Genomic DNA, 23995 nt, shown 5'->3' on the forward strand with positions numbered 1-23995 from the left:
CGCTTTGCCTTAACATCATGTTCCTGGTATGGTCCTTGTATTATCTTGAAATTCGATGGCTTAAGATGTGATGGCCATTCTGCAAGAATTGGCTTCTTGAATTACGAATTCGGTCAATTCTTTCTTCGGCCATTCGATCAGCAGCAACATAGGTTGGGATGCCATCCCGTTTCGAAATTTCAATGACCTTTTCAATTGTCGTATAAAGCTGTTCAACCTTTTTCATGGCACGTTCTTGATTGTATCCATAAAGTTCATCAGCCACATTGATAACGCCGCCAGCGTTTATTACATAATCCGGGGCATAGACAATTCCCATTTCATGAATGATATCACCATGACGAGCGTCCTTTAATTGATTATTAGCAGAACCCGCAATTACTTTAGCCTTTAATTGAGGGATTGTGTCATCATTAATCGTTGCCCCTAAGGCACAAGGAGCATAAATGTCACACTCAGCTCCATAAATATCATTCGGATCAACTGCACGAGCACCAAATGCTTGAACCGCACGATGAACAGCTTCTTTGTTAATGTCCGTTACAATAAGCTGCGCCCCTTCTTTATGCAGATACTCACAAAGTGTATAAGCAACATTACCAACTCCCTGAACAGCAACGACTCTTCCTTCAAGAGAATCTGTACCAAATGCTTCCTTTGCGGCTGCTTTCATTCCGCGATATACACCGTAAGCGGTGACTGGAGATGGATTGCCAGATGAACCAAATGCAGGCGATATACCAGTTACAAAATCTGTTTCCTCATGGATTAGGTCCATATCCGCTACAGTTGTACCTACATCTTCAGCTGTAATATATCTTCCATTCAACCCTTGGATATAACGGCCGAATGCTCTAAATAACGCCTCACTCTTATCTTTACGAGGATCACCTATGATAACCGTTTTTCCGCCTCCGAGATTTAAACCTGCCGCTGCATTTTTATAGGTCATCCCTTTAGCTAGCCGAAGAGCATCTTCAATCGCTGCTTCCTCAGAGGCATATGTCCACATGCGGGTGCCACCCAGTGCCGGACCAAGTGTTGTATCATGAATAGCAATAATAGCTTTTAGACCTGATTGCTTATCTTGACAAAAAACTAATTGCTCATAATCATATTTCTCTAAATACTTGAAAATTTCCATGAAATTTCCTCCTCAAATGGGTAAAAATCTATTTATTAACACAGCATAAGGCTAAAGCTAATGAGTAGAGCTTACTTTCAGCGGAATCCGCTCTTGATGTCAGTACAATGGGGGAACTCGCTCCCGTAAGGACCGCACCTACCTTTGCCTTAGCGAAGTAAATTAATGATTTGTATAACACATTTCCAACTTCAATAGAAGGCACCAATAAGATATCTGCTCTACCTGCTACATCGCTTTTAATCCCTTTGTGTTCTGCAGCTAATTCTGAAATAGCATTATCTAGACCTAATGGTCCATCGACAATGCAACCCTTAATCTGCCCGCGTCTATTCATCATTGTTAATGCAGCTGCATCAAGGGTTGCCGGCATATCTGGGTTTACCGCTTCAACCGCAGCAATGACAGCCACTTTTGGCATTTCGATTCCGATTGATTTGGCAAGTGTAACGGCGTTATTTACTATTTGTACTTTTTGTCCTAGGTTAGGAGCAATGTTCATTGCAGCATCTGTAATTAAGATTAGTTGGTTATAGCCAGGGATTTCAAAAACGGAAGTATGTGATAAAACATTCCCTGTCCTAAGTCCATATTCCTTATTTAATACTGCCTTTAATAATATACTGGATGGAATATTCCCTTTCATCAGTACATTTGCTTGTTTGGTAAATACTGCTTGGACCGCGGACTCTGCGGCAACAACGTCAGAATCTGAATGAACAATTCTTAATTTATAATTATTCAGCAAATCATGTTTTTGCAATTTAAGCAGTAAACGGATTTTTTCTTGATCGCCATAAAGTATAAATTCAGCAAGATTTCGCTTTAAGGCATCTATCACGGCCTCAATAACTTCTGCCGTGTCTGCTGCAGCTACAGCAACCGTATTATGGCCTTTTCGGGTTGCTTGGTTAATCAGTGAATCCAGCAACAAGCGGTCATCAACCCTTTCTTCACTTCCTCAATCCGATAATAAAATATGCAAGTTTTGTGCCAAAACACTTCTATGTAAACGTTTTATTTTCTTAATCCGAACAGTGCAATAATTTTCTTACCATGAAAATTATTGCATGCTATTTTTTTCAAGATTAAACTTATCCAGCTTATAATAAAGGTTTCTTACTGATAAACCTAATGTTTTAGCTGTTAATGTTTTATTTCCCTTCAATCGTAAAAGAGTTTCCCGGATAATCCTCGCTTCGTATTCATCCACCATTTCAGGCAAGGTCCTTTCTACATGAACCGGTACAGCCGAGTTCATTCCAGAAGAGTCAAACGTAAATGTTTTATTTCTTAATTCTGGAAGATGATGAACATCTATTAAAGTATCACTATAATTCATAAAAATAATCGCTCTGCCCAAGATATTTTCTAATTCTCTTACATTTCCCGGCCAGTCATATTGCATTAATTGAGTTAATGCTTTTTTCGTTACACCTTCCACATTTCTTCCATAGTCTCGATTGATCTTTTCAATCAGTCTGCTGCATAAAACAGGGATTTCCTCTTTACGTTTCCTGAGCGGAGGAATTTGGATTGGCATACGGTTTAATCGATAATATAAGTCTTCCCTAAACGTTCCTCTAGCAATACCCTTTTCCAGATTTACATTTGTTGCAGCAATGACTCGGACATTTATATTTATTGGCTTTGCAGCACCCACACGGATAATTTCACTTTCCTGCAGAACCCTTAGGAGCTTTGCTTGCGTATTGGCAGACAATTCCCCTATCTCATCCAAAAAGATACTGCCATTGTTCGCTTCTTCAAAAAAACCTCGTTTCCCTCCCCTTTGTGCGCCGGAAAAGGCACCTTCCTCATAGCCAAATAATTCACTCTCTAATAATGATTCCGAAATGGCTGCACAATTTACCCGAATAAATTTATTGTATTTTCGGTCACTTGCATTATGGATCGCATGAGCAAACAACTCTTTACCCGTTCCTGATTCCCCTCTGAGCAATACTGTGGCAGGAGTTTTCGCTCCAAGCTTTGCCTGTTCAATCGCAATGACCATTTCCTCTGAAATACCGATAATATCCTCGAATGTGTATTTTGCTTCAAGTGTTCGAATGATTTGTCTAGCCCGATTTAATTCTCTACTTAACGATTTCATTTCTGACATATCATGGATAACACCCACGCTGCCTTTTAATTTCCCTTCAACTATGATCGGAGCAACATTAACAATTACTTCCCTTTTATTTGGTCCTACCCTCATCGGCACACCACGAACAGCTCTTCTTGTTTGTAATACTTTCATATGCATACTCTCACCCTCAGAAATGTCTGTCGTTGCAGGCTGCCCAATAACTTGATCATTGGTAAGACCTGTTAGTCTGGTGTAGGCGGGATTAATGAGGATTCCACGGCCACTTTCATCCACAACGGAGATAGCATCATCACTCGAATGGATAATGGCTTGAAGCATGGTTTGGATTTCTTTTAAATTGGTTATCTCCTCTGCTAAATTGACCACTTCGGTTATATCCTTAAAAACAGCAAATGCCCCCATCAATGTTCCATTTTCTTCAATGATAGGAATTCGGGTCGTTATAATTTTTCGTCCATTACCTAATTTCATTTCCTGGTTAGATTCTACTCTTCTTGTTTTCAAAATTAATAAAAGCCTGCTCGTTGGGATCACTTCTAGAACAGGCTTGCCAATTGCTTGCTCTTTTTTTACACCCATGATCTCCTCGGCTCTTTTATTAAACAGGATGATTTGTCCTTGTTGGTTGATTACCATCATACCATCGTTGGCTGCGTTAAAAATGAGTTCCTGCTTATATGAATCATTCTGAAGCTTGGCCACAAGTTCTTCCTTTTCTTCCATGAGCTTTGATACTAAGAAGGCCACACTCCCGGGAATTAATACAGTTTGCTTACTTTTAGCATTTCGAATTTCTTGAAAAACTTCATCACTACCTGTTACTTCAATAATGATATCAATATTCTCATTTAAAAAGGGCTCCCAGCTTGTCCCTGTGTTAATTCCTTCTTTCCTAGCAAAGAGGATTCCCGGTGCATCTTCGTTTCGATCAATTACAACGTGAACATTAAGCACTTCAGATTCCTTTAAAATTTTTAAGATTGCCGTTCCACCTTTACCAGCACCAACAATCATAATATTTTGCATTTTTTATACCCCTTTTGGCATTAGGAAATTTTTTGCACTCATCCAAGAAAAACCTCTGCAAATATCTTCATTACCAATTTTATAACTAAATGACCCTCCTTGACAATTTTCTTCTATATAAAAATATTTTGTTGAGATATAATGATAGAGAAGTCAGAAATTATCTAGTAATTGGAAGGATTTATTTATGATACGTATTATTGCTCTCATCATTTTAGTCATTCCAGGTGCATTAGCAGCTTTAGGAATTAAATTAATGCGTGATATGACTTTTGGAATATTGCAAGCACCATTTCCAAATTTATTATTGCAATTCTTAACGGGTTTGATTTTTTTTATCGGGGGTCTTGGATTTGTAGCTGGGTTTATATTTCATCGAGACCGGAAGCGCAATAAAGTTCAACCTAAGTTTAAGAAATAGTTTGCAGCTATGGGCATTTAAAAAAGGAGAGGCTGTTCGATGTGAACAGCACTCTCCTTTTCAATTATCAAATACTATGATTTGTTCTCATATTGTTTCCGGATACGGAGAGCCTTAACAGGGTTATCCGTTATGATGGCCGTACAATTTATTTTAAAAAGCCGGTGCATATCTTCGTCTTTGTTAACTGTATAGGGTCGTACCGCAATGCCATTTTCCATTGTATTAACAAGAATCGTATCAGACATAGCGGAGTGTTTGGGATGAATCCCTTTTGCTCGGATGGATTGGGCATAAATCCAAGGCATATAAATTCCTTCGATAAATAATGGGGCTGTTTCAATTTCTGGTGCAATCCTATAGCTGTAAACAATACTATAATGATTAAAAGAAGAGATAATGATCCGATCACTAAGTCCATAATTTCTAACTAGCTGAATTACTTTTTCTTCCATTCCCTCATATGGAATGAGACCGTTCTTCAACTCAATGTTACAAATTAATTTATTTGATTGGAGCCATTCCAATACTTCAATTAAGGATGGGATTGGTTCCTTTTTTTGTCCGTCTTTGTTTGCATTTAATTTTCTAATTTCTTTAAATAAGAAATCTTTAACAAAGCCCTTTCCCGTAGTAGTTCGGTCCACTTTTTCATCATGAATAACGACAATTTCTCCATCCTTCGTTAACTGAACATCGAGTTCTAATCCATCAGCACCAGCTTTTTCAGCCTCTATAAAGGCCCCCATAGTATTTTCCGCAAATAAGGTGGAATATCCACGGTGCGCAAAAATTTGTGTCATATTTTCACTTCCCAATATAAAAATGGAGGAATGGACATGAAACCATTACAATTATCAACAGAAACTGCCCTAAAACTATCTAAGGAACTAGAAATACCGTTAGAACAGCTTATGCATTTACCTCAACATATTCTTATCCAAAAACTAATGGAAGTAAAAAAGAAAGAAAATAAATAAACCACCTTAAACCTAAAAAAGTAAGGCCTTCATTCAATGGAATGAAGGCCTTATGCGTATTACTGGTCATTTCAAGAAGCTTTATGTTCAAGACGTAATTTATCTGCTACCATAGCAATAAATTCGCTGTTAGTAGGCTTTGCTTTCGACATACTAACTGTATAACCGAAAAGGGACGAAATGGAGTCAATATTCCCCCTGCTCCATGCTACCTCAATCGCATGACGAATAGCCCGTTCCACACGGCTTGCTGTCGTATTATATTTCTTGGCAATATCTGGATATAATACTTTTGTGATGGAACCTAAAAGTTCGATATCGTTGTAAACCATTGAGATGGCTTCACGCAAGTATAAATATCCTTTTATATGCGCCGGAACCCCTATTTCATGGATAATACTCGTGATGCTTGCATCAAGATTTTTTGGTTTTTGTTCGGCTTGGGAACGGTAACTTACAGATGGGGCCTTCCTTGTAAACGTATTACCATTACCGCTTACTTGTCGAATGTGACTGCCAAGGTTCTCCATATCAAATGGTTTTAAGATAAAATAAGAAGCACCAAGTTCAACAGCCTTTTTGGTCACATCCTCCTGCCCAAATGCAGTTAGCATAATGACATTGGGAATCGTTCCTTTTTTCACATCACGTAAACGTTCAAGGACAGCTAAACCGTCAAGATGAGGCATTATGATATCCAGCACAAGAACATCAGGATCTGCGGAGGTTAGCATATCTAAACATTCTTGACCATTATGTGCAATACCGACAACTTCCATATCATCTTGGGAGGAAATATAGTCCTCTAATAATCCAACTAACTCTCTATTATCGTCAACAACGCATACCTTGATTTTTTTCAATTCCAGTTCCTCCCTCATCAAATCCAGTCTCTATTTTTAAGTGAACATTTTAATCGTGCGTTTTATCTCTTAATTCTATTCTAAATTAGAAATTCGACAATGCAACTAAAATTCCTTTCATTTTTTAAATATTTGTTAAAATAGTGATAAAATCTCATCTTTTCTTTGTTTTACTTCTTTTTTCGACTTAAATCGCATCTTTTCCAATTTATAACTGTTTTTTGTCGAATTTCCTTTATATAAAAAAGAAGCAAAATAGGCTAAATTGCCTATTTTGCACTTTTCAACGTCAACTTGCTTTCTCTTTCGGCGTTTCGTATATATTAATTCCAGCTTCATTCAGCATCCACTCAATATGGACTCCATAGCCAGAGGTAGGATCATTGACAAAAACATGAGTGACAGCTCCGACAAGCTTGCCATTCTGGATAATCGGACTTCCACTCATTCCCTGTACAATTCCTCCTGTCTTTTCAAGCAGCTTTGGATCGGTTACTTTAATAACCATGCCTTTCGTTGCCGGAAACTTTTGCGGGATTGTACTAACAATTTCGATATCAAATTCTTCCACTCGGTCGTCATTAACCACTGTTAAAATCTTAGCAGGTCCTTCTTTTACCTGATCGGATAAGGCAATTGGCAGTGGTTTATCCATTATGCCATTTTTTAAATCTCTGTTTAATTCTCCAAAAATCCCAAACGGACTATTCTTTTGAATGTTTCCAACAATTTGATGATCTGAAGAAAAACGAGCTAGCTTTTCACCTGGGTCACCATTACTTCCTTTTTCAATAGATGTTACCGTAGAACGGACGATTTGACCATCTTCAACAACGATTGGTTTTTTTGTGTCCATGTCTGAAATGACATGTCCAAGGGCACCATATTTTTTAGATTGCGGGTGAACAAAGGTCATGGTACCAATACCAGCTGCAGAATCTCTGATATATAAGCCAAGCTTATAGGTGCTCTCTCCCTTATCTTTCAATGGAGTAAGCTTGGTTGTGAATTTACCACTTTCTCGGCTGATTACTAAATCGAGGGGCTTTCCATCTTGCCCTGCCGATTGAACATATGGAGCTACGTCTGTCATCTTTTCAATTTTACTGCCATTGATTTCTGTAATGATATCCCCAACTTTAATTCCTGCAATTTCACCTGGAGATTTTTTTCCGTTTGCTGTGTTAATTAAATGGTGACCAACCACTAACACACCAACTGTATTTAGTTTAACGCCAATTGATTGACCACCGGGTAAGACACGGAAATCTTTTAAGACTCGTACATCGACCTTTTTAATGGGAATCCCTGCGTATTCTAGAAGCATTTCGTTTTTGCCATATTCATTTGCTTTAACAGATACCGATTTTTTTCCCTGATTAAGCGTGATATTTGTATTGTGAGAAGCTATGGCGGCTGTTACCGGGGCAGCCTTTTGGAACGTGTAATCTTGTCCTTCAAAAACGGTTATTGATTTTGGTATTGAAAGGTATTGCTGTAAGGGCTGAAAAAAAATAAGGCTAATTAATGAAACAAGGAGAATTCCACCAATAATCTTTCTAATTATTTCTAACTTCAAATCCTTCACTCTCCTCGCTTCTTTTCAACTGCACTTATAAAAATGGCTACATCTATAATTTTGCCTCCTTGACAATCATTTATAACTTCGTTCAACATAAAAAAGCTACCCAATTTGGATAGCTTTTCATTTTTTCTTATTTTTACCAGCTAATTGCAATAATTCCTCTGCATGTTGCTTCGTTAAATCGGTAATTTCTGTTCCCGAAATCATTCGGCCGATTTCCTTGATCTTTTCCTTTGTCTTTAAGGATGTAACAGAGGTTTTTGTACGGCCGCCCTTAATATCTTTCGCTATATACAGGTGTGTATCAGCCATTGCTGCTACTTGGGGTAAATGGGATATACAAAGAACCTGAGAACCTACAGCGACTTTATAAATTTTTTCAGCAATTGATTGGGCGACCCTTCCGCTGACACCAGTGTCTACTTCATCAAAAATGATCGAGGTTACCCCTTGATGTTTAGAGAAGATACTTTTTAATGCCAGCATGATTCGAGACAATTCTCCACCTGATGCCACTTTTGACAATGGTTTTAATGGTTCCCCAGGATTGGTGGAAATATAAAATTCGATATGATCGACGCCAGTTTTAGCAAAATGAAGCTGCTCGGATTCAAAACGAATTTCAAAAATAGTTTTTTCCATATACAGTTCTTTTAATTCCTGATGAATTAATTTAGTTAACTTTATTGCCCATTTACGGCGAATATCGGTTAATTGTTTTGCCTCAAGGACTAAGTCTTTTTTTATAGATACTAATTCCTTTTCGAGCTCTCCAATATGCGTTTCTTTATTTTGGAGTGTTTCAATTTCTTCTTCAATTTTGGCAGCGTATTCTAATATTTCTGGAATAGTTTTCCCATACTTCCGTTTCAGTTGATTAATCTCATTTAAACGGGCTTCAATTTCATTTAATCTCTGCGGATCATATTCTAGAACGTCTAATTCATTTCTTAATGTTTGTGCTGCATCCTCTAATTGATAAAAACTATTTGAAACCAAATCAGATAATTCTCGGTAGCTTGTATCAAGTGCAGCCGCCTCTTCTAGGGAGCCCATGACCATCCCTATCCAATCAAGTCCCTTTTGTTCCCCCTGTAAAGCGTTATAGCCTGTTTGGATGGCTTCAAATACCCTCTCGAAATTCCCCAGTCTTCTTTTTTCCTCAGATAATTCTTCGTCTTCGTTCGGCTTTAAATTTGACTTATGAATTTCATCTAATTGAAATTGAATTAAGTCGAGCCGATGGGCTGTCTGCTGGTCATTTTCACTCAAGGATTTAAGTTTATATAACGTCTGCTCATAGCGGCGAAATACTTGAGCATATTCATTCTGAGCAGGATCAATTTCTTCCGCGCCGAATTGATCAAGTAGTGGCAAATGTCTCGCTTCATCCATAAGCTCCTGATGTTCATGCTGACCATGGATATCGACAAGTGTAGCACCTATTTCTCTGAGGATGGAAATGGTCACAAGTTTCCCATTAATTCGACAAACACTTTTCCCTGTTCGAGCGATATCCCGACGTAATATAACCATGCCCTCTTCAATTTCAATGCCAAATTCACATGCTTTTGACATAACAGGATGGTTAGGGTCATCTATTTGGAATAAACCTTCAAGTACGGCTCTTTCTTCCCCATGGCGGACAAATTCAGCCGATCCTCTGCCTCCAACGATGAGGTGAATCGCATCAATAATAATGGATTTACCTGCACCGGTTTCCCCTGTCAAAACCGTTAACCCTTTTTCAAATGAGATTGATAAATTTTCAATAATAGCGAAATTTTTTATTGATAATTCTGCTAACAAGGAACTCTCCCCCCATTTAAAGCATGTCAAGGAACCGGTTTGTAATGACCTCTGTATCTTCCGGTGTTCGACAGATAATTAACATGGTATCATCACCACATATCGTTCCCAATATTTCTTCCCAATCGAGATTGTCAATTAATGCCCCTATTGCCATGGCATTACCGGGCAGGCATTTCATGACCAGTAAATGGCCCGCTGAATCAATTCTGACAAACGCGTCAATCAACGATCTTTTTAATTTTTGTAGTGGGTTAAAACGCTGATCTGCAGGCAAACTGTATTTATAACGGCCATCTGTTAATGGCACTTTAACTAAATGTAATTCCTTAATATCTCTTGAGACGGTAGCCTGTGTTACGTTATAGCCTGCGTTCTTTAATTCATCCACTAAATCATCTTGCGTTTCAATATCACTTCCGGCAATAATCTCTCTTATTTTAATATGACGTTGGCCTTTATTCATTCTTTCACCTCGTAATAATAAAAGCGTAAGCGCCTTAGTTAGCCCCGACAAGCATAAGACGAGCCGGCCGAAAAGTTGCTTTTTAACCTTTTGGACGGATTGGCTTATGGCCTCGAGGGGCTAGGCGCTGGAGCTAGACAATAAAAGAACATCAGTGTATGTCCTATATACCAATATGTTAGCCCATTTCTGAAGGAATGTACATTTTTTTAATAATAATACATTACAATGCATAAGGATAGGCTAATTGCCTACCCTTCTTCATGCTTTGTATGAAATTCCCGATGGGATTGTTCCACAACTTCCACAGGCTGAAACTTCAGCTGATTAGCACCTATTTCTTGTTCACCTTCCCAATGCAGGTGAAGCAAAAATTCAATATTTCCGTCTCCTCCGGTAATCGGGGAGAAGGATAAGTTTTTTACAAAGTAACCTTCCTTAATAGAAAAATTAATAATTTTCTCAATGACTTGTAAATGAACTTTCTCATCCCGAACTATTCCCTTTTTTCCTACTTGCTCCCGTCCTGCTTCAAATTGCGGCTTGACTAAGGCAATTATATCACTTCCAGGAATTAACAAGTTTTTCAATACAGGTAAAATTAAGGTTAGTGAGATGAAAGACACATCGATAGTCGCAAAGTTTGGCATCTCACGGCTTAAATCTGCTGGTGTTACATAACGAAAATTGGTTCTTTCCATTACAACGACTCGTTCATCCTGCCGCAGCTTCCAGGCAAGCTGATTATAACCAACATCGAGCGCATATGACATCTTAGCACCATTTTGTAGTGCACAATCCGTAAACCCTCCAGTTGAAGAACCGATATCCAATAAGACCTTCCCTTCGACATTAACATCAAATACCTTTAATGCCTTTTCAAGCTTTAGACCACCACGACTGACATATGGAAGTACATTTCCTTTTATATTCAGGGGTATATCAACTTTAACTTTTTCACCTGGTTTATCTAAGCGTTCTTCATTTGTATATACTAGGCCTGCCATAATGGCCCTTTTAGCCTTTTCTCTTGTTTCAATAAGTCCTCTTTCAACTAATAAAACATCTAACCGTTCTTTATTTTTCATATTTTAAGCCCTTTGTTGTTTTTTTCTGGCATTCGCTAAAATAGAAGTTCTCTTAATGGTTTCTTCCGTTGTTAAACCGATTTCCTCAAGTAAGGAATTTACATCACCGTGTTCAATAAACTGATCTGGGATTCCCATCCGGTCAATAAGTGCACCGTGAAATCCCTTGGACCCCGCAAATTCAAGAATTGCACTGCCAAATCCGCCCTGCAACACGGCCTCCTCAATCGTAAGGATAGGAATACCTTTATCAAGAAGTTCCGTAAGCATGGTTTCATCAAGGGGCTTGATAAACCTGGCATTGACAACGGATATGGATAACCCCTGTTTTTCAAGTTTTTGTGCGGCCTCCATAGCCATTGGAATGGTGGTGCCAAAGGTTAGGATTACCGCGTCACTTCCTTCTTTTAGCGTCTCCCAAGTGCCAATTGGTATGTTATGGAACGCTTCATCCATTTCTACCCCAAGTCCATTTCCCCGGGGAAATCTCATGGCTATCGGTCCATCATTATAATTTAAAGCCGTATAAACCATATGCTGACCCTCATTTTCATCCTTTGGCATCATTAAAACCATGTTTGGCATAGGTCTTAAAAAGGCTATATCAAAAACCCCTTGGTGGGTTTCGCCATCAGCACCAACTAAACCTGCGCGGTCAATTCCAATAAAAACATTTAAGTTTTGCCGGCAAATATCATGCAGCACTTGGTCATAGGCACGTTGTAAAAAGGTTGAATAAATGGCTAAGAATGGCTTCATATTTTGAGTTGCCAACCCTGCGGCGACTGTTGCCGCATGCTGTTCAGCAATCCCGACGTCAAACATACGGTCAGGGAACTCGCTTGCAAATCCTTCTAACTTGGATCCTACAGGCATTGCCGGAGTGATCGCCACAATACGATTATCATTTCTTGCCAGCTTCCGAACAGTTTCACTGACCATACTGCTCCAAGCAGGCGGTTGTTTTTTTGATGGTTTAACAAAGGCTCCTGTATCCATTTTATATGGTCCAGTCCCGTGCCATGTACCAATCTTGTCACTTTCAGCTGGTCTAAAGCCCTTCCCTTTTTTAGTAATTACATGGAGAAGGACAGGTCCGTCGGTTTTTTTAGCGTATTGGAGACTTTCAAATAAATTATCAAAGTTATGACCATCAATAGGTCCTAAATAAGTAAAGCCAAGCTCTTCAAAGAACATACCGGAAACCACCAAATACTTGAGGCTATCCTTTATTCTTTCGGCAGTCGCAGCAAGTTTCCCACCTACTGCAGGGACCTTCTTCAATAGTACTTCAAGTTCATCTTTTACCCATTGGTATTTACCGGCGGTCCGCAATTGGCCAAGAATATTATGAAGAGCACCGACGTTAGGTGCAATCGACATCTCATTATCATTAAGCACTACAATCATATTCTTTTTTTCATGACCAATATGGTTCAATGCCTCTAGTGCCATTCCACCCGTTAAAGCCCCGTCACCGATTACTGGAACCACAAAGGATTTTTCTTTTTTTAAATCCCGAGCAATGGCCATACCCATGGCAGCAGAAAGAGATGTAGAACTGTGTCCGGTTTCCCAAACATCGTGTTCACTTTCACCCCGTTTTGGAAATCCGCATAATCCCTTATATTGTCTTAACGTGTCAAATTCACAGGCCCTGCCTGTTAATATCTTATGGACATAGGATTGATGCCCTACATCCCAAATCAGTTTATCCTTTGGACTATCAAAACATTTATGTAAAGCGAGCGTTAATTCTACTACTCCCAAATTAGGTCCGATATGTCCACCGGTTACAGATAATTTCTGAATTAAAAATTCGCGAATTTCTTGACTAAGAGCCTCTAGCTCCTGATTCGACATCCTTTTTAAGAAGGATGGGTCCTTGATTGATAATAAATCCATTTTTGGACCACTCACTTTCATACTTATTCGTTCTACCCTTTTATACCCTAGTATTTCTATCTTTATCTGAAAAAATAGCCGCTAACACACTAAGTGATAACGGCAATTAACAACTTCTCTAAAATGAGAACCATTAGTACATACTCATACTGCAGCCAAAAAACACTCTAGTGATCCCTTGATGCAACTAAATCCGTTATTTCGTCAAGAAGATTAGTATTTAAGTCTGTCTTTTTTAAATATTCTTTGGACAGCTTAATTTGATTCTGAAGAGCATCTCTCGCCCCTTCCAAGGATAATAATTGTGGATAGGTGCTTTTATGGTTAACGGTATCACTGCCCACAGGCTTTCCAATTATTTGTTGATTGCCTACCAAGTCTAGAATATCATCCTGTATCTGGAAAGCAAGTCCAAGGTGATGTGCAAACGCTGAAAGGTTTTGTAATGAGTTTTCGTTTGCTTGAGCCATAATGGCTCCTGACACCACACTGAACTTTAGCAGCTTGCCTGTTTTGTGAATATGTATATACTCTAGTTCTTCAAGGGACAGAACCTTGTTCTCCCCTTCCATATCAGCTACCTGTCCGCCAACCATTCCTTCAGCGCCGGCTGCTTTTGCCATTTCTACAATCAAGCTCATTTTCACAGCCGGTGGAGCAAAATCAACAGAAAGCATATTTATTACTTCAAAACTATAAGTTAATAATGCATCCCCGGCAAGTGTTGCAATAGCATCTCCAAATACCTTGTGATTGGTCGGTTTACCTCTTCTTAAATCATCATTGTCCATACTGGGCAGGTCATCGTGGATTAAGGAATAGGTATGAATCATTTCAATTGCGGCTGCAGCCGGTATACCCTGTTTAGGGTCGATTCCAAATGCATCTAAAGTTGCAAATAACAATAATGGCCGAATTCTTTTACCGCCTGCTTCAAGAGAATAAATCATAGAATTCTTTAAGACGGAAGGGGCATCCATTTTTTCTACAAGCGCTCGAAGTTCCCGATCTAGCAGTTGTTGATATTCTTTTCTAAATGCGTCTAGTAATCCGGTTTTCAAGCCCTAATCCTCCTCTGCAATAGAAAAACGCTCAGTACGCCCATCCTCCGTAATAATTTGCGTAAGTTGTTCTTCCACAGTTTTTAATTTATCATGACATAATTTGGATAGTTCCATACCTTCTTTGTAGAAAGTAATCGCTTCTTCTAATGGAACGTCGCCTTCTTCCAGCTTTTCAACAATTTCTTCAAGCTTTGTCATGGCCTCTTCAAAGGTTAAAGTTTTTTCAGTTGTCACTTGCTTCTCTCTCCTTTATGGTTTTCACATTACAGAAAAGGCTTCCATCTGTTAATTGAATTTGAACTTGCTCATTTGTCTTTACTTGTTTAACACTTTTGACGAGCCGGTTATCCTCTGTATAGGCTAAACTATAGCCGCGCTCCATTATTTTAAGAGGGCTTAAGGCCTGCAGTGTAGAAAGAATCCGATCAAATTCAGTTTGTTTTTTTTCATAAATTTGCGTTACCGTTCGGTTTAAATCCTTTTGTGTCCTTTCAAAACGTTTTTTTGCCTCCAGCAGTCCTTCTTTTGGATGTTTTCGCTGCAACCGTTTTGATAGGATCTCATGCTGTTCTATTTTTACAGCGGATAATCGAGAAACTCCTCTTTTCAATCCTTCAGTTAACCGATCTACCTGCTCAAGTTTTTGCTCATAAAGCCGGTGTGGATAGCGAAATGCATACGATTTTTGAACACGACTTAACCGTTCATTTTCAAACTTAAACCTCGAGCTCATAACACGAATTAGACGGCCTTGACGCTGCAAAACCCTATCCACCAGTTCTTCAATATGTGGAACTGCTAATTCTGCTGCACCTGTTGGTGTCGGGGCACGCAAGTCAGCAACAAAATCAGCAATTGTAAAGTCTGTTTCATGGCCTACTGCTGAAATTATCGGAATTTTAGAAGAAAAAATAGCACGTGCTGTTAATTCTTCATTGAATGCCCATAACTCTTCAATCGAACCACCGCCGCGCCCAACAATTAAGACATCGATTTCTTTCATATTGTTGGCCTTTTCAATGGCTTTTACGATTGAAGGGGCAGCATTCTCTCCCTGTACAAGAGCAGGGAATACAAGAATATTCGCGATAGGATAACGCCTTTTAATTGTAGTAATGACATCCCGAATGGCCGCACCAGTAGGGGAAGTAATCACGCCCACTGTTCTTGGATATAAAGGGATGGCTTTTTTTGTTTCAGGAGCAAATAATCCTTCCGCTTCTAATCTTTGTTTAAGTTGTTCATAGGCTAAAAATAATTCGCCAATGCCATCAGGCTGCATTTCTCTTATATATATTTGATACTGGCCGCTTGGTTCATATACACTGATTTCACCCTTAACAATCACCTTCATCCCGTTCTCTGGTGAGAATTTCATAAAACGGGATTGTCCAGCAAACATCACGGCAAGAATTCGGGCTTTCTCATCCTTTAAGGTAAAATACATATGTCCGCTTGAATGCTGTTTGAAATTAGAAATTTCGCCTCTTACATGAACTTCCCGTAAATGGGGATCAGCATCAAATTTTCGTTTTATGTATTTTGTTAAAGCATTCACAGATAAATATCTTTGTTCCTGCATGTGCAGCTCCTTTTAACGAAAGAATAAAACTGTCCTTATCCATTATACATTTAGCTCGATTTTTTGTCTGTAAAAACAAATTGAACTATCTGTATGAGATAAGGACATACTTTACTTAATCTCGAGTAAGACTTTCAGCAGCAGACTTCACGGTATTGTACATAAGCATGGTGATGGTCATTGGGCCAACACCTTTGGGAACTGGAGTAATATATCCAGCCTTTTCGGAAACTTCATCGAACGCAACATCGCCACAAAGTTTTCCAGCTTCATTACGATTGATTCCAACATCAATTATAACCGCACCATTTTTAACATGTTCCGCCTTAATAAAATTCGGTATTCCAACGGCAGCGATCAAGATATCCGCTTGGTTTGTATGAAACGGTAAATCGTTTGTTTTCGAATGGCAGTAGGTAACCGTTGCATCTTGATTTAAGAATAATTGGCCAACTGGCTTACCAACGATATTGCTTCTTCCCACAACGACAACATGCTTTCCTGGAATAGAAATACCTGTTTCTTCTAATAAGACCATAATCCCATATGGTGTACAAGGCAGAAAGGCATTTTGGCCGGTCATCATCCTGCCAATATTAATTGGATGAAAGCCATCGACGTCCTTTAATGGAGATATGGATTCAATTACTTTCTTTTCGTCAATATGCTTTGGCAGCGGCAGCTGTACTAAGATTCCATGAATATCCGGGGTTTCATTTAATTCAGCAATTTTCGTTAATAATTCGTCTTCAGAAACTTCTTCCTGCATTTCAATTAATAAAGAATGCATACCTAGCTCTTTACAAGCCTTTTCTTTATTCGTTACATAAGTCCTTGATGCATGGTTATTGCCAACGAGAATAACGGCTAAACCTGGTGTTACGCCAAGATCTTTGAGCCTCACAACTTCTTCGGCAATTTCCAACCTTTTTTTTGCAGCTATATCTTTTCCGTTAATTATTTGTGCTGTCATCATAATTCCTCCCCAGTCCGTAAAAAATAATCGATTAATTGTTATGAAGTTTTTCTTTTATCTTAGATAAAACCCCATTAATAAACTTACTTGATTGGTCATCTCCGTATATTTTTGCTATCTCTATGGCTTCATCTAGTATTACATTATCTGGAATATCCTGAGAAAATTTCAATTCAAATGCAGCCATTCTTAATAAGTTACGATCCACGGTAGCTAATCGGTCTAGAGTCCACTTTTCAAGATTTTCGCTAATAAGAGTATCGATTTCATCTTTTTGCTCAACTACCCCAAGAACCAGTTGGTTCAGATAGTCATCACTAGTCTCTCCTTCTAAAACATGTTCAATCGCTGATGATGGTTCGGTGTCACTAACATCAATTTGAAAAAGTGCCTGTAACGCCTTTTCCCTAGCTGTTCTTCTTTTCATTCTACCTTTAACTCCTTTAGCTATATATTAACTAATTTTTGTTTAATTTTTGTTTTTGACTGGCATTATGTACTTGAAACTAGCTTGCACATAAAAAGATAATAGCATAACTAAAAGGGAATCGCACTATGTCTTATTATTTTATAAAGGATCAGCCATTCAATTATGGTTTTGTACTTTTTTTCGCCAATAAATCGTTTTAAAACTCATAAAAAAATAGAAGAACCAAAGGATCGATACCTTTGGTTCTTAAAAAGTTAAAGTTCAGCGTCAATTTCCTGTTCGTTCTTTTGATTTTCAAATTGAATTCCGACTACGTGAATGTTTACTTCCTCTGCATCTAATGCAGTCATATTCAACAAAGCTTGACGAATATTATCTTGAACCTTTCCTGCAACCGTTGGAATAGATGTACCAAACTTCATTAAGCAATAGACATCCACTTTAATTCCTGTTTCAGTAAGTTCTACCTTAACACCCTTACCGTGATTTTTTTTCCCAAGACGTTCCACAACGCCCGTTGCAAAATTACCGCGCATCCCAGAGACACCATCCACCTCGGATGCTGCAATTCCAGCGATCACTTCAATAACCTCCGGCGCAATTTCAATTTTACCATGACCATTGCTTCCTTGATCCATTTCCAAGACACTAAATTCGCTCATATTAAACACCTCCAAATTTTAGACAGACTTCATCACATCATGTAATTCAAGAAACTTCGTATTAAAATTGCCTTCAACGAAATTTTCATGCTCTAACAATTTTAAATGGAACGGAATGGTTGTATGAATGCCTTCCACAACAAACTCACTTAACGCCCGCTTCATTCTTGAGATGGCTTCTTCTCTGGTGTTCCCATATGCGATAACCTTCGCAATCATGGAATCATAGTATGGCGGAATGGTATATCCTGGATACGCTGCTGAATCAATACGAACTCCTAATCCACCTGGCGGCAAATACATCTTAATTTTCCCTGCTGAAGGAAGAAAGTTCTTTTCTGGATTCTCTGCATTAATCCTGCACTCAATTGCCCAGCCTGTGAACGTAACATCCTGCTGTTTAAGGGTTAGTTTTTCACCATTTGCTACGCGGATTTGTTCTTTAATCAGGTCAGTCCCAGTGACCATTTCTGTCACAGGATGTTCGACCTGGATTCTTGTGTTCATTTCCATAAAATAAAACTTGCGATTGCGATAATCATAAATAAACTCCACCGTGCCGGCACCCGAATAATCAACTGCTTGTGCGGCTTTCACGGCTGCACTTCCCATTTCTTCACGAATCTCACCATCTAAAGCTGGTGATGGCGATTCTTCTAACAATTTTTGAAGCCGGCGCTGGATAGAGCAATCTCTTTCACCTAAGTGAATCGTATTTCCATGTTTATCGCCAAGTACTTGTATTTCAACGTGACGGAAATCCTCAATATATTTTTCTATGTAGACTCCAGAGTTTCCGAAAGCCGTCAACGCTTCCTGCTGTGTGATATTGATTCCTTTTATTAATTCCTGCTCATTTTTAGCAACACGGATTCCTTTACCGCCTCCGCCTGCAGTTGCCTTAATGATGACAGGGTATTCGATTTGCTTCACAAGCTCAAGTGCTTCATCAATATCATTAATAATGCCTGTAGATCCTGGAACAATTGGTACTCCAGCTTTACGCATCGTTTCCCTTGCAATGTCCTTGGTTCCCATTTTTGTGATTGCTTCTGGACTTGGCCCGACAAAGGTGATATTGCATTCTCTACAAAGTTCTGCAAAGTCTGCATTTTCAGCAAGAAATCCATATCCTGGGTGAATCGCATCACATGAGGTCAAGTTTGCAACACTGATTATATTTGTAACGTTTAAATAACTGTCTTTTGATGATGTTGGTCCTATGCAATAGGCTTCATCTGCGAGTTGAACATGCAGGGCTTCACGGTCGGCTTCTGAGTATACGGCAACCGATTCAATTCCCATTTCCCGGCAGGCACGAATAATCCTAACGGCAATTTCTCCTCTGTTTGCAATTAACAGTTTCTTTATCATCCTGTTATCGCTCCTTATTCTGGCTTGACTAGAAATAGCGGTTGTCCATATTCAACTAATTGACCATTTTTCACTAGTATTTCAACGATTTCTCCGTCTACTTCTGCCTCAATTTCATTAAATAATTTCATCGCCTCAACAATACAAACGATTGAATCCTTTGATACCCGGTCTCCTGCTTTTACATAATTATCAGCATCTGGAGTTGGCGACGAATAGAAGGTTCCAACCATTGGTGAAGTGATTTTGTGTAAATTTGCTTGCACTGCTGATTCATTTCCTGCTGCTTTTACAGCTTCCGGTGCAGCCTCTTGGACTTGAGCAGCTGGTGCTGGCTGTACAGCCGGAACAGTTTGTACAGCTGCAGAGGCTGGCTGTGGTACTGAAACTGGCTGGGAAACAATCGTGGTTTGATTGTTTTTCTTCATTTGGATTTTTGAACCATCCATTTCATATACAAATTCATCGATACTGGATTGATCAACTAATTTAATCAATTCACGAATTTCTTGTACTTTTAACATTGAGTAACACTCCTTGTACAACTTAATTAGTACTAACTACTAATACTATACGATAATAGCTAGTAAAAGTTCAATCATCTTAATTGAAAGGCTGCTGACAATTTCAAGATGTCTCCCCTTATATATTAATCTTTTTTGATCAAAAAAAGAAATATTTTACGATTTCCCTCCTTACAATTGAAGATTTTTACCTATTCTTAGTGGATTTAACCATAAAAAAATTATTGGTATATCCACTTTAAACAGGTCTGTTGATTGGCGCTCCAGGCACTTCGCTTTCCGAGGGCGTGCCGGGGAGCCTACTCGGCGCTGAAGCGCCTGTGGAGTCTCCCCAGCCCCTTACTCCCGCAGGAGTCTTCGTGCCTTCCGCGCCAATCAACAGGGTGTTTTCAATAGACCTTCAACTCAACTATTAAAAATAAAAAATAAGTGTTTAAAATCATTTGGATCCCTTAACATAAATAATTGCCGAGAAAAATACCCTTTCTCGGCAATTTTTTATGTTATTTATTTTGCAGGCTGATATTCAACTGCTACATAGTTTGTTTCATCAATTTCTTTTTTTACTTCCAGCATAATCTTATTAGCATCTGAAACAGATGGTTTTTTCTTTGCTTTGACGGTAACGATTACCTTTGGTCCATCCGCTCTTACAAGCACATCTTCATAACCCATTGTTTTAATGAATGTTTCAAGCAATTCTTCACTTTGAGCCACTTGATTTAGTTTGTCCATTTGATCTTTTACTTTACTTTTTTCATCAGGAGAAAGATCAGTGGAAGCTAATTCGCTTGTCAATTCTTCCTGTTTTTGGCTGCGTAAGTCTTCCAGCTTCATACGGAGTTCTTCAAATGCTGAATCGCCAGCAACGCTGGATACAACTGTTTTGTCAACCTTTTCCTTTGTTCCCGTTGATGATTTCCCTAAATTTTGATCCTTGGCCTTTTGTTGAACGGCAGCTAGATCATTGCTCTTTTGCTCTGGTGATGTAATGTAATAAACCGATAAGACCACAACTAAACTTAACATCGTTAATAACCAAACTGTTTGTTTTTTTAATAGCATCTTCTTTTCCCCCTTATTTTTTAGGCATGACAGCCACTCGATGACTAGGTACTCCCAAAGCCCTAGTAACTGCTTCCTTAATCCATTTTTTCACTTCAATATTATCTGCGCCCTTAGCTACTACGAGGACCCCGCGAATATCAGGTTTCTTAGTTTCTACGACAATAGGAACCTCTTTATCTCCATTACGAATAATAACCAATTGTGTATCTGTTGAAGAATCAACTACCTTACGTTGTCCGCCTTCACGGTCTGTTTCATCCGTCGTTTGCGATTTTGTTACTGTATTTTTTTCAAGTATTTTCTTGTCGGTTGAATCAATTGTTACGACAACGGTAACATCATTAACACCCAGCATTTCCTCTAAGGCCTTCTTCATTTGGTTTTCATACTTTTCCTCATATTGAGTTATGACCTTATTCTCAGATGATTTCTTAATACCAAAGGCCGGAACATCCTCAGAAGCGATCTTTTCATTTGTTGCTGCCGGCTGTGCTTGAGTAGTCGAATTGTCTTTAAAAACAATATTTCCCACAAGCATAAAGGCAGCTCCAATACAGAGAACCAGCAGCATATATTGGTATTTCCCAGGTTTCTTTTCACCCTTATTTTCCGGTTTAAGTATTTTCTTAAGCCATGATAATGGTCCTTGATTGTTATCCATTTTTCTTTTTAATCCCCCCTTCAATCGAAACTTCTACAGTTTTCTCTGTTACATTCCATTTCTGTGACAGAAATGAAGCAATTTGTTTTGTTTCTTTGGTTGATCCTTCAGAAGGAAGAGGTTTTTCGGTGTTTATTTCAATTTGTTTAATTGCTTCGACTGTCTGAACGCTGTTTTCTGGCTGTTTTAGAAGAACCGTAACCTTTTGGAGGTTTTCAGGGAATGCTTTGTCGCTTTCTTCGTTCACTGCTAGGTCAATTTTTTCTATCTCCAATCCGTATTGATTCATCAACTCCTCCTTAACACCCTTTTTTAGCTGGACAGCCATTTCTTCTAAAATATATGCATGTTGGGAGGCTTGTATTTCTTTTTTCTTTAAATCTATTGAATTTTTGATATTTTTTTCTCCCGGAGCCTGATAGGAAGGGATAGCGCTCATAGTTGTTTCAAAGTCCTTGGAGATCAGCTTAAGGATAGGAGTAAGAATAATTGCGATTAAAAGGAGCCCGGTCACCATTTTGGTATATTTCTGCATACTAGAGTTTGGAAGCAGCATATCGATGACCGTAGCTAACAGGATAAACAGGATAATATTCGTTACCCATTCTTTTAAGAAATCCATCATTCTCCCCCTTACCTCATCATCATCGTTAAATTTCCAGCCGCAACGATGACGGTAATACTTAAAAAGAACATAAGCGAGACAATTCCCAGGGCTGCAAATACATAGATGACACTTTTGCTGATAATATCAAGGCATTTAATAACTGGACCGCCCCCTAATGGCTGAAGGATGGCCGCTGCAAATTTATAAATAAACGAAATCATTAATATTTTTAAAGCCGGAAATGCCACGATGATTAGTAAAATAGCAACACCGGCGATTCCAACCGTATTTTTTAACAGGACGGAAGCACTGACGACCGTATCTGTTGCATCGGTAAACATTCTTCCTATAACAGGAATAAAATTGCCGGTAACAAATTTAGCTGTTCTAATGGCTACTCCGTCGGTTACGGCAGCTGATGCTCCTTGTACCGAAATAACTCCAAGAAATACAGTTAAGAAAAGGCCCATTAACCCGATGCTCCAGTTTCGCAGAAGCGCTGCTAACTGCGACACTTTGTATTGTTCAGACATGGTACTGACAATACTCAGTAAAGTTGCTAAAAAAAGAAGTGGAAGAATAATATACTGCATAATTAAGCCGCTCGAATTCATTAAGAAAAGGATGACTGGGTGAAAAAAGGCAGCTGAGACAACTCCTCCTGACGCTGCAATTAAAGCGAGGAGAAGAGGAACAAGGGCCAGGACGAAGGAGATCATCGTTCCAATCGCTTCATTTGTATAGCTAATGGCAATATGGAAACTATTTAAAGCTATAATGACGAGCACCATATAGATAATGGAATAGGCTACTTTACTAATCGTGCTCTTTTCGAAGGCATTTTGCATCGATTGCAAGAACATGCTGAAAATGGTTAACATGATTAATGAACCCAATAATTTTCCATTCGCTACAAACTCATGAAAGGCGAATTTTAGTATTCCTTGACCCCATTCCTTAAAGGAAAATTTCTTGTCGCCTTTAACAAAATCATAAAGACTGCCCTTTTGACTTTCCGGGAGAAAGCCGCCATATTTAGTAGTAATATCCTCCCAATATTGTTGAAGCTCACTTATGTCCAATGTCTCTAACTGTTGGTCGACCAAATCCTGTGCTGAGAGTGACGCTTGAGTGTTTTTAGATTCTTCGGCAGCTTGTACACCTGGAATATGAAAAAATAATAAAACGAGAATCATGATGGGAATAAACTGCAGCTTTTGCTTCATTTCTACACCTCATTTTGGGGCTGTCCTCAACTAGGAATAAGTTTTATTATGGTTTCGATTAAGACGGTTAAGATAGGGATGGACATAGCTAGAATGATAATTTTTCCGGCTAATTCGATTTTTGATGCAATAGCTCCTTGACCTGCATCCTTCGTGATCTGTGTAGCAAATTCTGCAATATAAGCAATTCCAATGATTTTAAGGATCGTCTCAACATAAACCATATTTACCTTTGCATTTACGGCAAGTTTTTCTAGCATATGAATAATTTCAAAAATTTTATCAACTAAAAAGAGAAAAATGACACAACCCACAAAAACAACTAAGAGAAATGCAAAATTAGGTTTTTGCTCTTTGATTATTAACGCAAGAAAAGTGGCGATAAGGGCTACACCGACTATTTTTATGATTTCAATGGCTG

25 protein-coding genes are annotated in these 23995 nt (G+C 38.7%); 2 read left to right on the top strand and 23 right to left on the bottom strand.

Translation table 11 applies throughout. The annotated features are described in order from the left end of the window. Nucleotides 1–40 precede the first annotated feature (40 nt). The 3 genes from bcd to L1999_RS21170 all read right to left on the bottom strand — a co-directional run bounded on the left by bcd (nt 41) and on the right by L1999_RS21170 (nt 4283). Nucleotides 41–1144, bottom strand: coding sequence for a Leu/Phe/Val dehydrogenase (gene bcd / locus L1999_RS21160; protein WP_235740376.1), 1104 nt, complete (start codon nt 1142–1144; stop codon nt 41–43). A 28-nt stretch (nt 1145–1172) separates the two neighbouring features. Next, entirely contained in the window at nt 1173–2078 is a 906-nt protein-coding gene (gene yqiS / locus L1999_RS21165; protein WP_235740377.1) for a phosphate butyryltransferase, read from the bottom strand. 129 nt (nt 2079–2207) lie between these two features. Beyond that, on the bottom strand, nt 2208–4283 hold the full coding sequence (locus tag L1999_RS21170) for a sigma-54 interaction domain-containing protein (protein ID WP_235740378.1): 2076 nt from the start codon (nt 4281–4283) through the stop codon (nt 2208–2210). 187 nt (nt 4284–4470) lie between these two features. Here L1999_RS21170 and L1999_RS21175 point away from each other — a divergent pair, with 187 nt between their 5' ends. Continuing rightward, nucleotides 4471–4704, top strand: a complete 234-nt coding sequence (locus L1999_RS21175) for a DUF2627 domain-containing protein (protein ID WP_215043367.1) — start codon at nt 4471–4473, stop codon at nt 4702–4704. A gap of 74 nt (nt 4705–4778) precedes the next feature. On the opposite strand, the gene L1999_RS21180 is transcribed toward L1999_RS21175, so the two are convergent. Continuing rightward, entirely contained in the window at nt 4779–5507 is a 729-nt protein-coding gene (locus L1999_RS21180; RefSeq protein WP_235740379.1) for a glycerophosphodiester phosphodiesterase, read from the bottom strand. Nucleotides 5508–5543: 36 nt separating this feature from the next. On the opposite strand from L1999_RS21180, the gene L1999_RS21185 reads away from it, so the two are divergent. After that, nucleotides 5544–5684: a YycC family protein gene (locus L1999_RS21185; protein WP_235740380.1), complete on the top strand. Its 141-nt coding sequence runs from the start codon at nt 5544–5546 to the stop codon at nt 5682–5684. 71 nt (nt 5685–5755) lie between these two features. Here the strand turns inward: L1999_RS21185 and spo0A are convergent, their stop codons facing one another. The 19 genes from spo0A to spoIIIAD form a co-directional block, all read right to left on the bottom strand. Next, nucleotides 5756–6547 carry a sporulation transcription factor Spo0A gene (gene spo0A / locus L1999_RS21190; RefSeq protein ID WP_215043373.1) on the bottom strand — a complete coding sequence of 264 codons (792 nt, stop codon included), beginning with the start codon at nt 6545–6547 and terminating at the stop codon, nt 5756–5758. A gap of 289 nt (nt 6548–6836) precedes the next feature. Further along, nucleotides 6837–8135, bottom strand: coding sequence for a SpoIVB peptidase (spoIVB, locus tag L1999_RS21195; protein WP_430539984.1), 1299 nt, complete (start codon nt 8133–8135; stop codon nt 6837–6839). A 117-nt stretch (nt 8136–8252) separates the two neighbouring features. After that, nucleotides 8253–9941, bottom strand: a complete 1689-nt coding sequence (gene recN, locus L1999_RS21200) for a DNA repair protein RecN (RefSeq protein ID WP_235740382.1) — start codon at nt 9939–9941, stop codon at nt 8253–8255. Nucleotides 9942–9957: 16 nt separating this feature from the next. Next, nucleotides 9958–10407 (bottom strand): transcriptional regulator AhrC/ArgR, encoded by a 450-nt coding sequence (gene ahrC, locus L1999_RS21205; protein WP_235740383.1) that lies wholly within the window; start codon nt 10405–10407, stop codon nt 9958–9960. A gap of 251 nt (nt 10408–10658) precedes the next feature. Next, a complete protein-coding gene (locus tag L1999_RS21210) occupies nt 10659–11495 on the bottom strand; it encodes a TlyA family RNA methyltransferase (RefSeq protein WP_235740384.1) in 837 nt (278 codons plus the stop codon). A 3-nt stretch (nt 11496–11498) separates the two neighbouring features. Next, nucleotides 11499–13400, bottom strand: coding sequence for a 1-deoxy-D-xylulose-5-phosphate synthase (dxs, locus tag L1999_RS21215; RefSeq protein ID WP_235740385.1), 1902 nt, complete (start codon nt 13398–13400; stop codon nt 11499–11501). A gap of 167 nt (nt 13401–13567) precedes the next feature. After that, a complete protein-coding gene (locus L1999_RS21220; protein WP_235740386.1) occupies nt 13568–14461 on the bottom strand; it encodes a polyprenyl synthetase family protein in 894 nt (297 codons plus the stop codon). Nucleotides 14462–14464: 3 nt separating this feature from the next. Beyond that, on the bottom strand, nt 14465–14698 hold the full coding sequence (locus L1999_RS21225; protein ID WP_215043384.1) for an exodeoxyribonuclease VII small subunit: 234 nt from the start codon (nt 14696–14698) through the stop codon (nt 14465–14467). Further along, entirely contained in the window at nt 14688–16046 is a 1359-nt protein-coding gene (xseA, locus tag L1999_RS21230; protein WP_235740387.1) for an exodeoxyribonuclease VII large subunit, read from the bottom strand. The genes L1999_RS21225 and xseA overlap by 11 nt, the downstream gene beginning before the upstream one ends. Nucleotides 16047–16161: 115 nt before the next feature. Beyond that, nucleotides 16162–17019: a bifunctional methylenetetrahydrofolate dehydrogenase/methenyltetrahydrofolate cyclohydrolase FolD gene (folD, locus tag L1999_RS21235; RefSeq protein WP_235744420.1), complete on the bottom strand. Its 858-nt coding sequence runs from the start codon at nt 17017–17019 to the stop codon at nt 16162–16164. 34 nt (nt 17020–17053) lie between these two features. Then, complete coding sequence (gene nusB, locus L1999_RS21240) at nt 17054–17449, bottom strand: transcription antitermination factor NusB (RefSeq protein WP_235740388.1); 396 nt, start codon at nt 17447–17449, stop codon at nt 17054–17056. Between the two features lie 257 nt (nt 17450–17706). Further along, nucleotides 17707–18114: an Asp23/Gls24 family envelope stress response protein gene (locus L1999_RS21245; protein WP_235740389.1), complete on the bottom strand. Its 408-nt coding sequence runs from the start codon at nt 18112–18114 to the stop codon at nt 17707–17709. A gap of 18 nt (nt 18115–18132) precedes the next feature. After that, nucleotides 18133–19488: an acetyl-CoA carboxylase biotin carboxylase subunit gene (gene accC, locus L1999_RS21250; protein WP_235740390.1), complete on the bottom strand. Its 1356-nt coding sequence runs from the start codon at nt 19486–19488 to the stop codon at nt 18133–18135. 14 nt (nt 19489–19502) lie between these two features. Next, nucleotides 19503–20012, bottom strand: a complete 510-nt coding sequence (accB, locus tag L1999_RS21255; RefSeq protein WP_235740391.1) for an acetyl-CoA carboxylase biotin carboxyl carrier protein — start codon at nt 20010–20012, stop codon at nt 19503–19505. 507 nt (nt 20013–20519) lie between these two features. Then, nucleotides 20520–21077 carry a SpoIIIAH-like family protein gene (locus L1999_RS21260; protein WP_235740392.1) on the bottom strand — a complete coding sequence of 186 codons (558 nt, stop codon included), beginning with the start codon at nt 21075–21077 and terminating at the stop codon, nt 20520–20522. A gap of 13 nt (nt 21078–21090) precedes the next feature. Then, nucleotides 21091–21741 (bottom strand): stage III sporulation protein AG, encoded by a 651-nt coding sequence (spoIIIAG, locus tag L1999_RS21265; protein ID WP_235740393.1) that lies wholly within the window; start codon nt 21739–21741, stop codon nt 21091–21093. Continuing rightward, nucleotides 21734–22363: a stage III sporulation protein AF gene (spoIIIAF, locus tag L1999_RS21270; protein ID WP_235744421.1), complete on the bottom strand. Its 630-nt coding sequence runs from the start codon at nt 22361–22363 to the stop codon at nt 21734–21736. The genes spoIIIAG and spoIIIAF overlap by 8 nt, the downstream gene beginning before the upstream one ends. A gap of 11 nt (nt 22364–22374) precedes the next feature. After that, on the bottom strand, nt 22375–23574 hold the full coding sequence (spoIIIAE, locus tag L1999_RS21275) for a stage III sporulation protein AE (protein ID WP_235740394.1): 1200 nt from the start codon (nt 23572–23574) through the stop codon (nt 22375–22377). 26 nt (nt 23575–23600) lie between these two features. Then, the gene (gene spoIIIAD / locus L1999_RS21280; protein ID WP_098530063.1) at nt 23601–23990 is read right to left on the bottom strand and encodes a stage III sporulation protein AD; all 390 of its coding nucleotides are present in this window, start codon (nt 23988–23990) and stop codon (nt 23601–23603) included. Between the last annotated feature and the right edge of the window lie 5 nt (nt 23991–23995).

It is taken from the genome of Neobacillus drentensis, assembly GCF_021560175.1.
GTDB lineage: Bacteria > Bacillota > Bacilli > Bacillales > Cytobacillaceae > Neobacillus > Neobacillus drentensis_A.

Coding starts and splice junctions, on each gene's coding strand:
- bcd (WP_235740376.1), bottom strand. CDS start 1,144: ATGGAAATTTTCAAGTATTTAGAGAAATATGATTATGAGCAATTAGTT.
- L1999_RS21170 (WP_235740378.1), bottom strand. CDS start 4,283: ATGCAAAATATTATGATTGTTGGTGCTGGTAAAGGTGGAACGGCAATC.
- L1999_RS21175 (WP_215043367.1), top strand. CDS start 4,471: ATGATACGTATTATTGCTCTCATCATTTTAGTCATTCCAGGTGCATTA.
- L1999_RS21180 (WP_235740379.1), bottom strand. CDS start 5,507: ATGACACAAATTTTTGCGCACCGTGGATATTCCACCTTATTTGCGGAA.
- L1999_RS21185 (WP_235740380.1), top strand. CDS start 5,544: ATGAAACCATTACAATTATCAACAGAAACTGCCCTAAAACTATCTAAG.
- ahrC (WP_235740383.1), bottom strand. CDS start 10,407: ATGAATAAAGGCCAACGTCATATTAAAATAAGAGAGATTATTGCCGGA.
- L1999_RS21210 (WP_235740384.1), bottom strand. CDS start 11,495: ATGAAAAATAAAGAACGGTTAGATGTTTTATTAGTTGAAAGAGGACTT.
- dxs (WP_235740385.1), bottom strand. CDS start 13,400: ATGGATTTATTATCAATCAAGGACCCATCCTTCTTAAAAAGGATGTCG.
- xseA (WP_235740387.1), bottom strand. CDS start 16,046: ATGCAGGAACAAAGATATTTATCTGTGAATGCTTTAACAAAATACATA.
- folD (WP_235744420.1), bottom strand. CDS start 17,019: ATGACAGCACAAATAATTAACGGAAAAGATATAGCTGCAAAAAAAAGG.
- nusB (WP_235740388.1), bottom strand. CDS start 17,449: ATGAAAAGAAGAACAGCTAGGGAAAAGGCGTTACAGGCACTTTTTCAA.
- L1999_RS21245 (WP_235740389.1), bottom strand. CDS start 18,114: ATGAGCGAATTTAGTGTCTTGGAAATGGATCAAGGAAGCAATGGTCAT.
- accC (WP_235740390.1), bottom strand. CDS start 19,488: ATGATAAAGAAACTGTTAATTGCAAACAGAGGAGAAATTGCCGTTAGG.
- accB (WP_235740391.1), bottom strand. CDS start 20,012: ATGTTAAAAGTACAAGAAATTCGTGAATTGATTAAATTAGTTGATCAA.
- L1999_RS21260 (WP_235740392.1), bottom strand. CDS start 21,077: ATGCTATTAAAAAAACAAACAGTTTGGTTATTAACGATGTTAAGTTTA.
- spoIIIAG (WP_235740393.1), bottom strand. CDS start 21,741: ATGGATAACAATCAAGGACCATTATCATGGCTTAAGAAAATACTTAAA.
- spoIIIAF (WP_235744421.1), bottom strand. CDS start 22,363: ATGGATTTCTTAAAAGAATGGGTAACGAATATTATCCTGTTTATCCTG.
- spoIIIAE (WP_235740394.1), bottom strand. CDS start 23,574: ATGAAGCAAAAGCTGCAGTTTATTCCCATCATGATTCTCGTTTTATTA.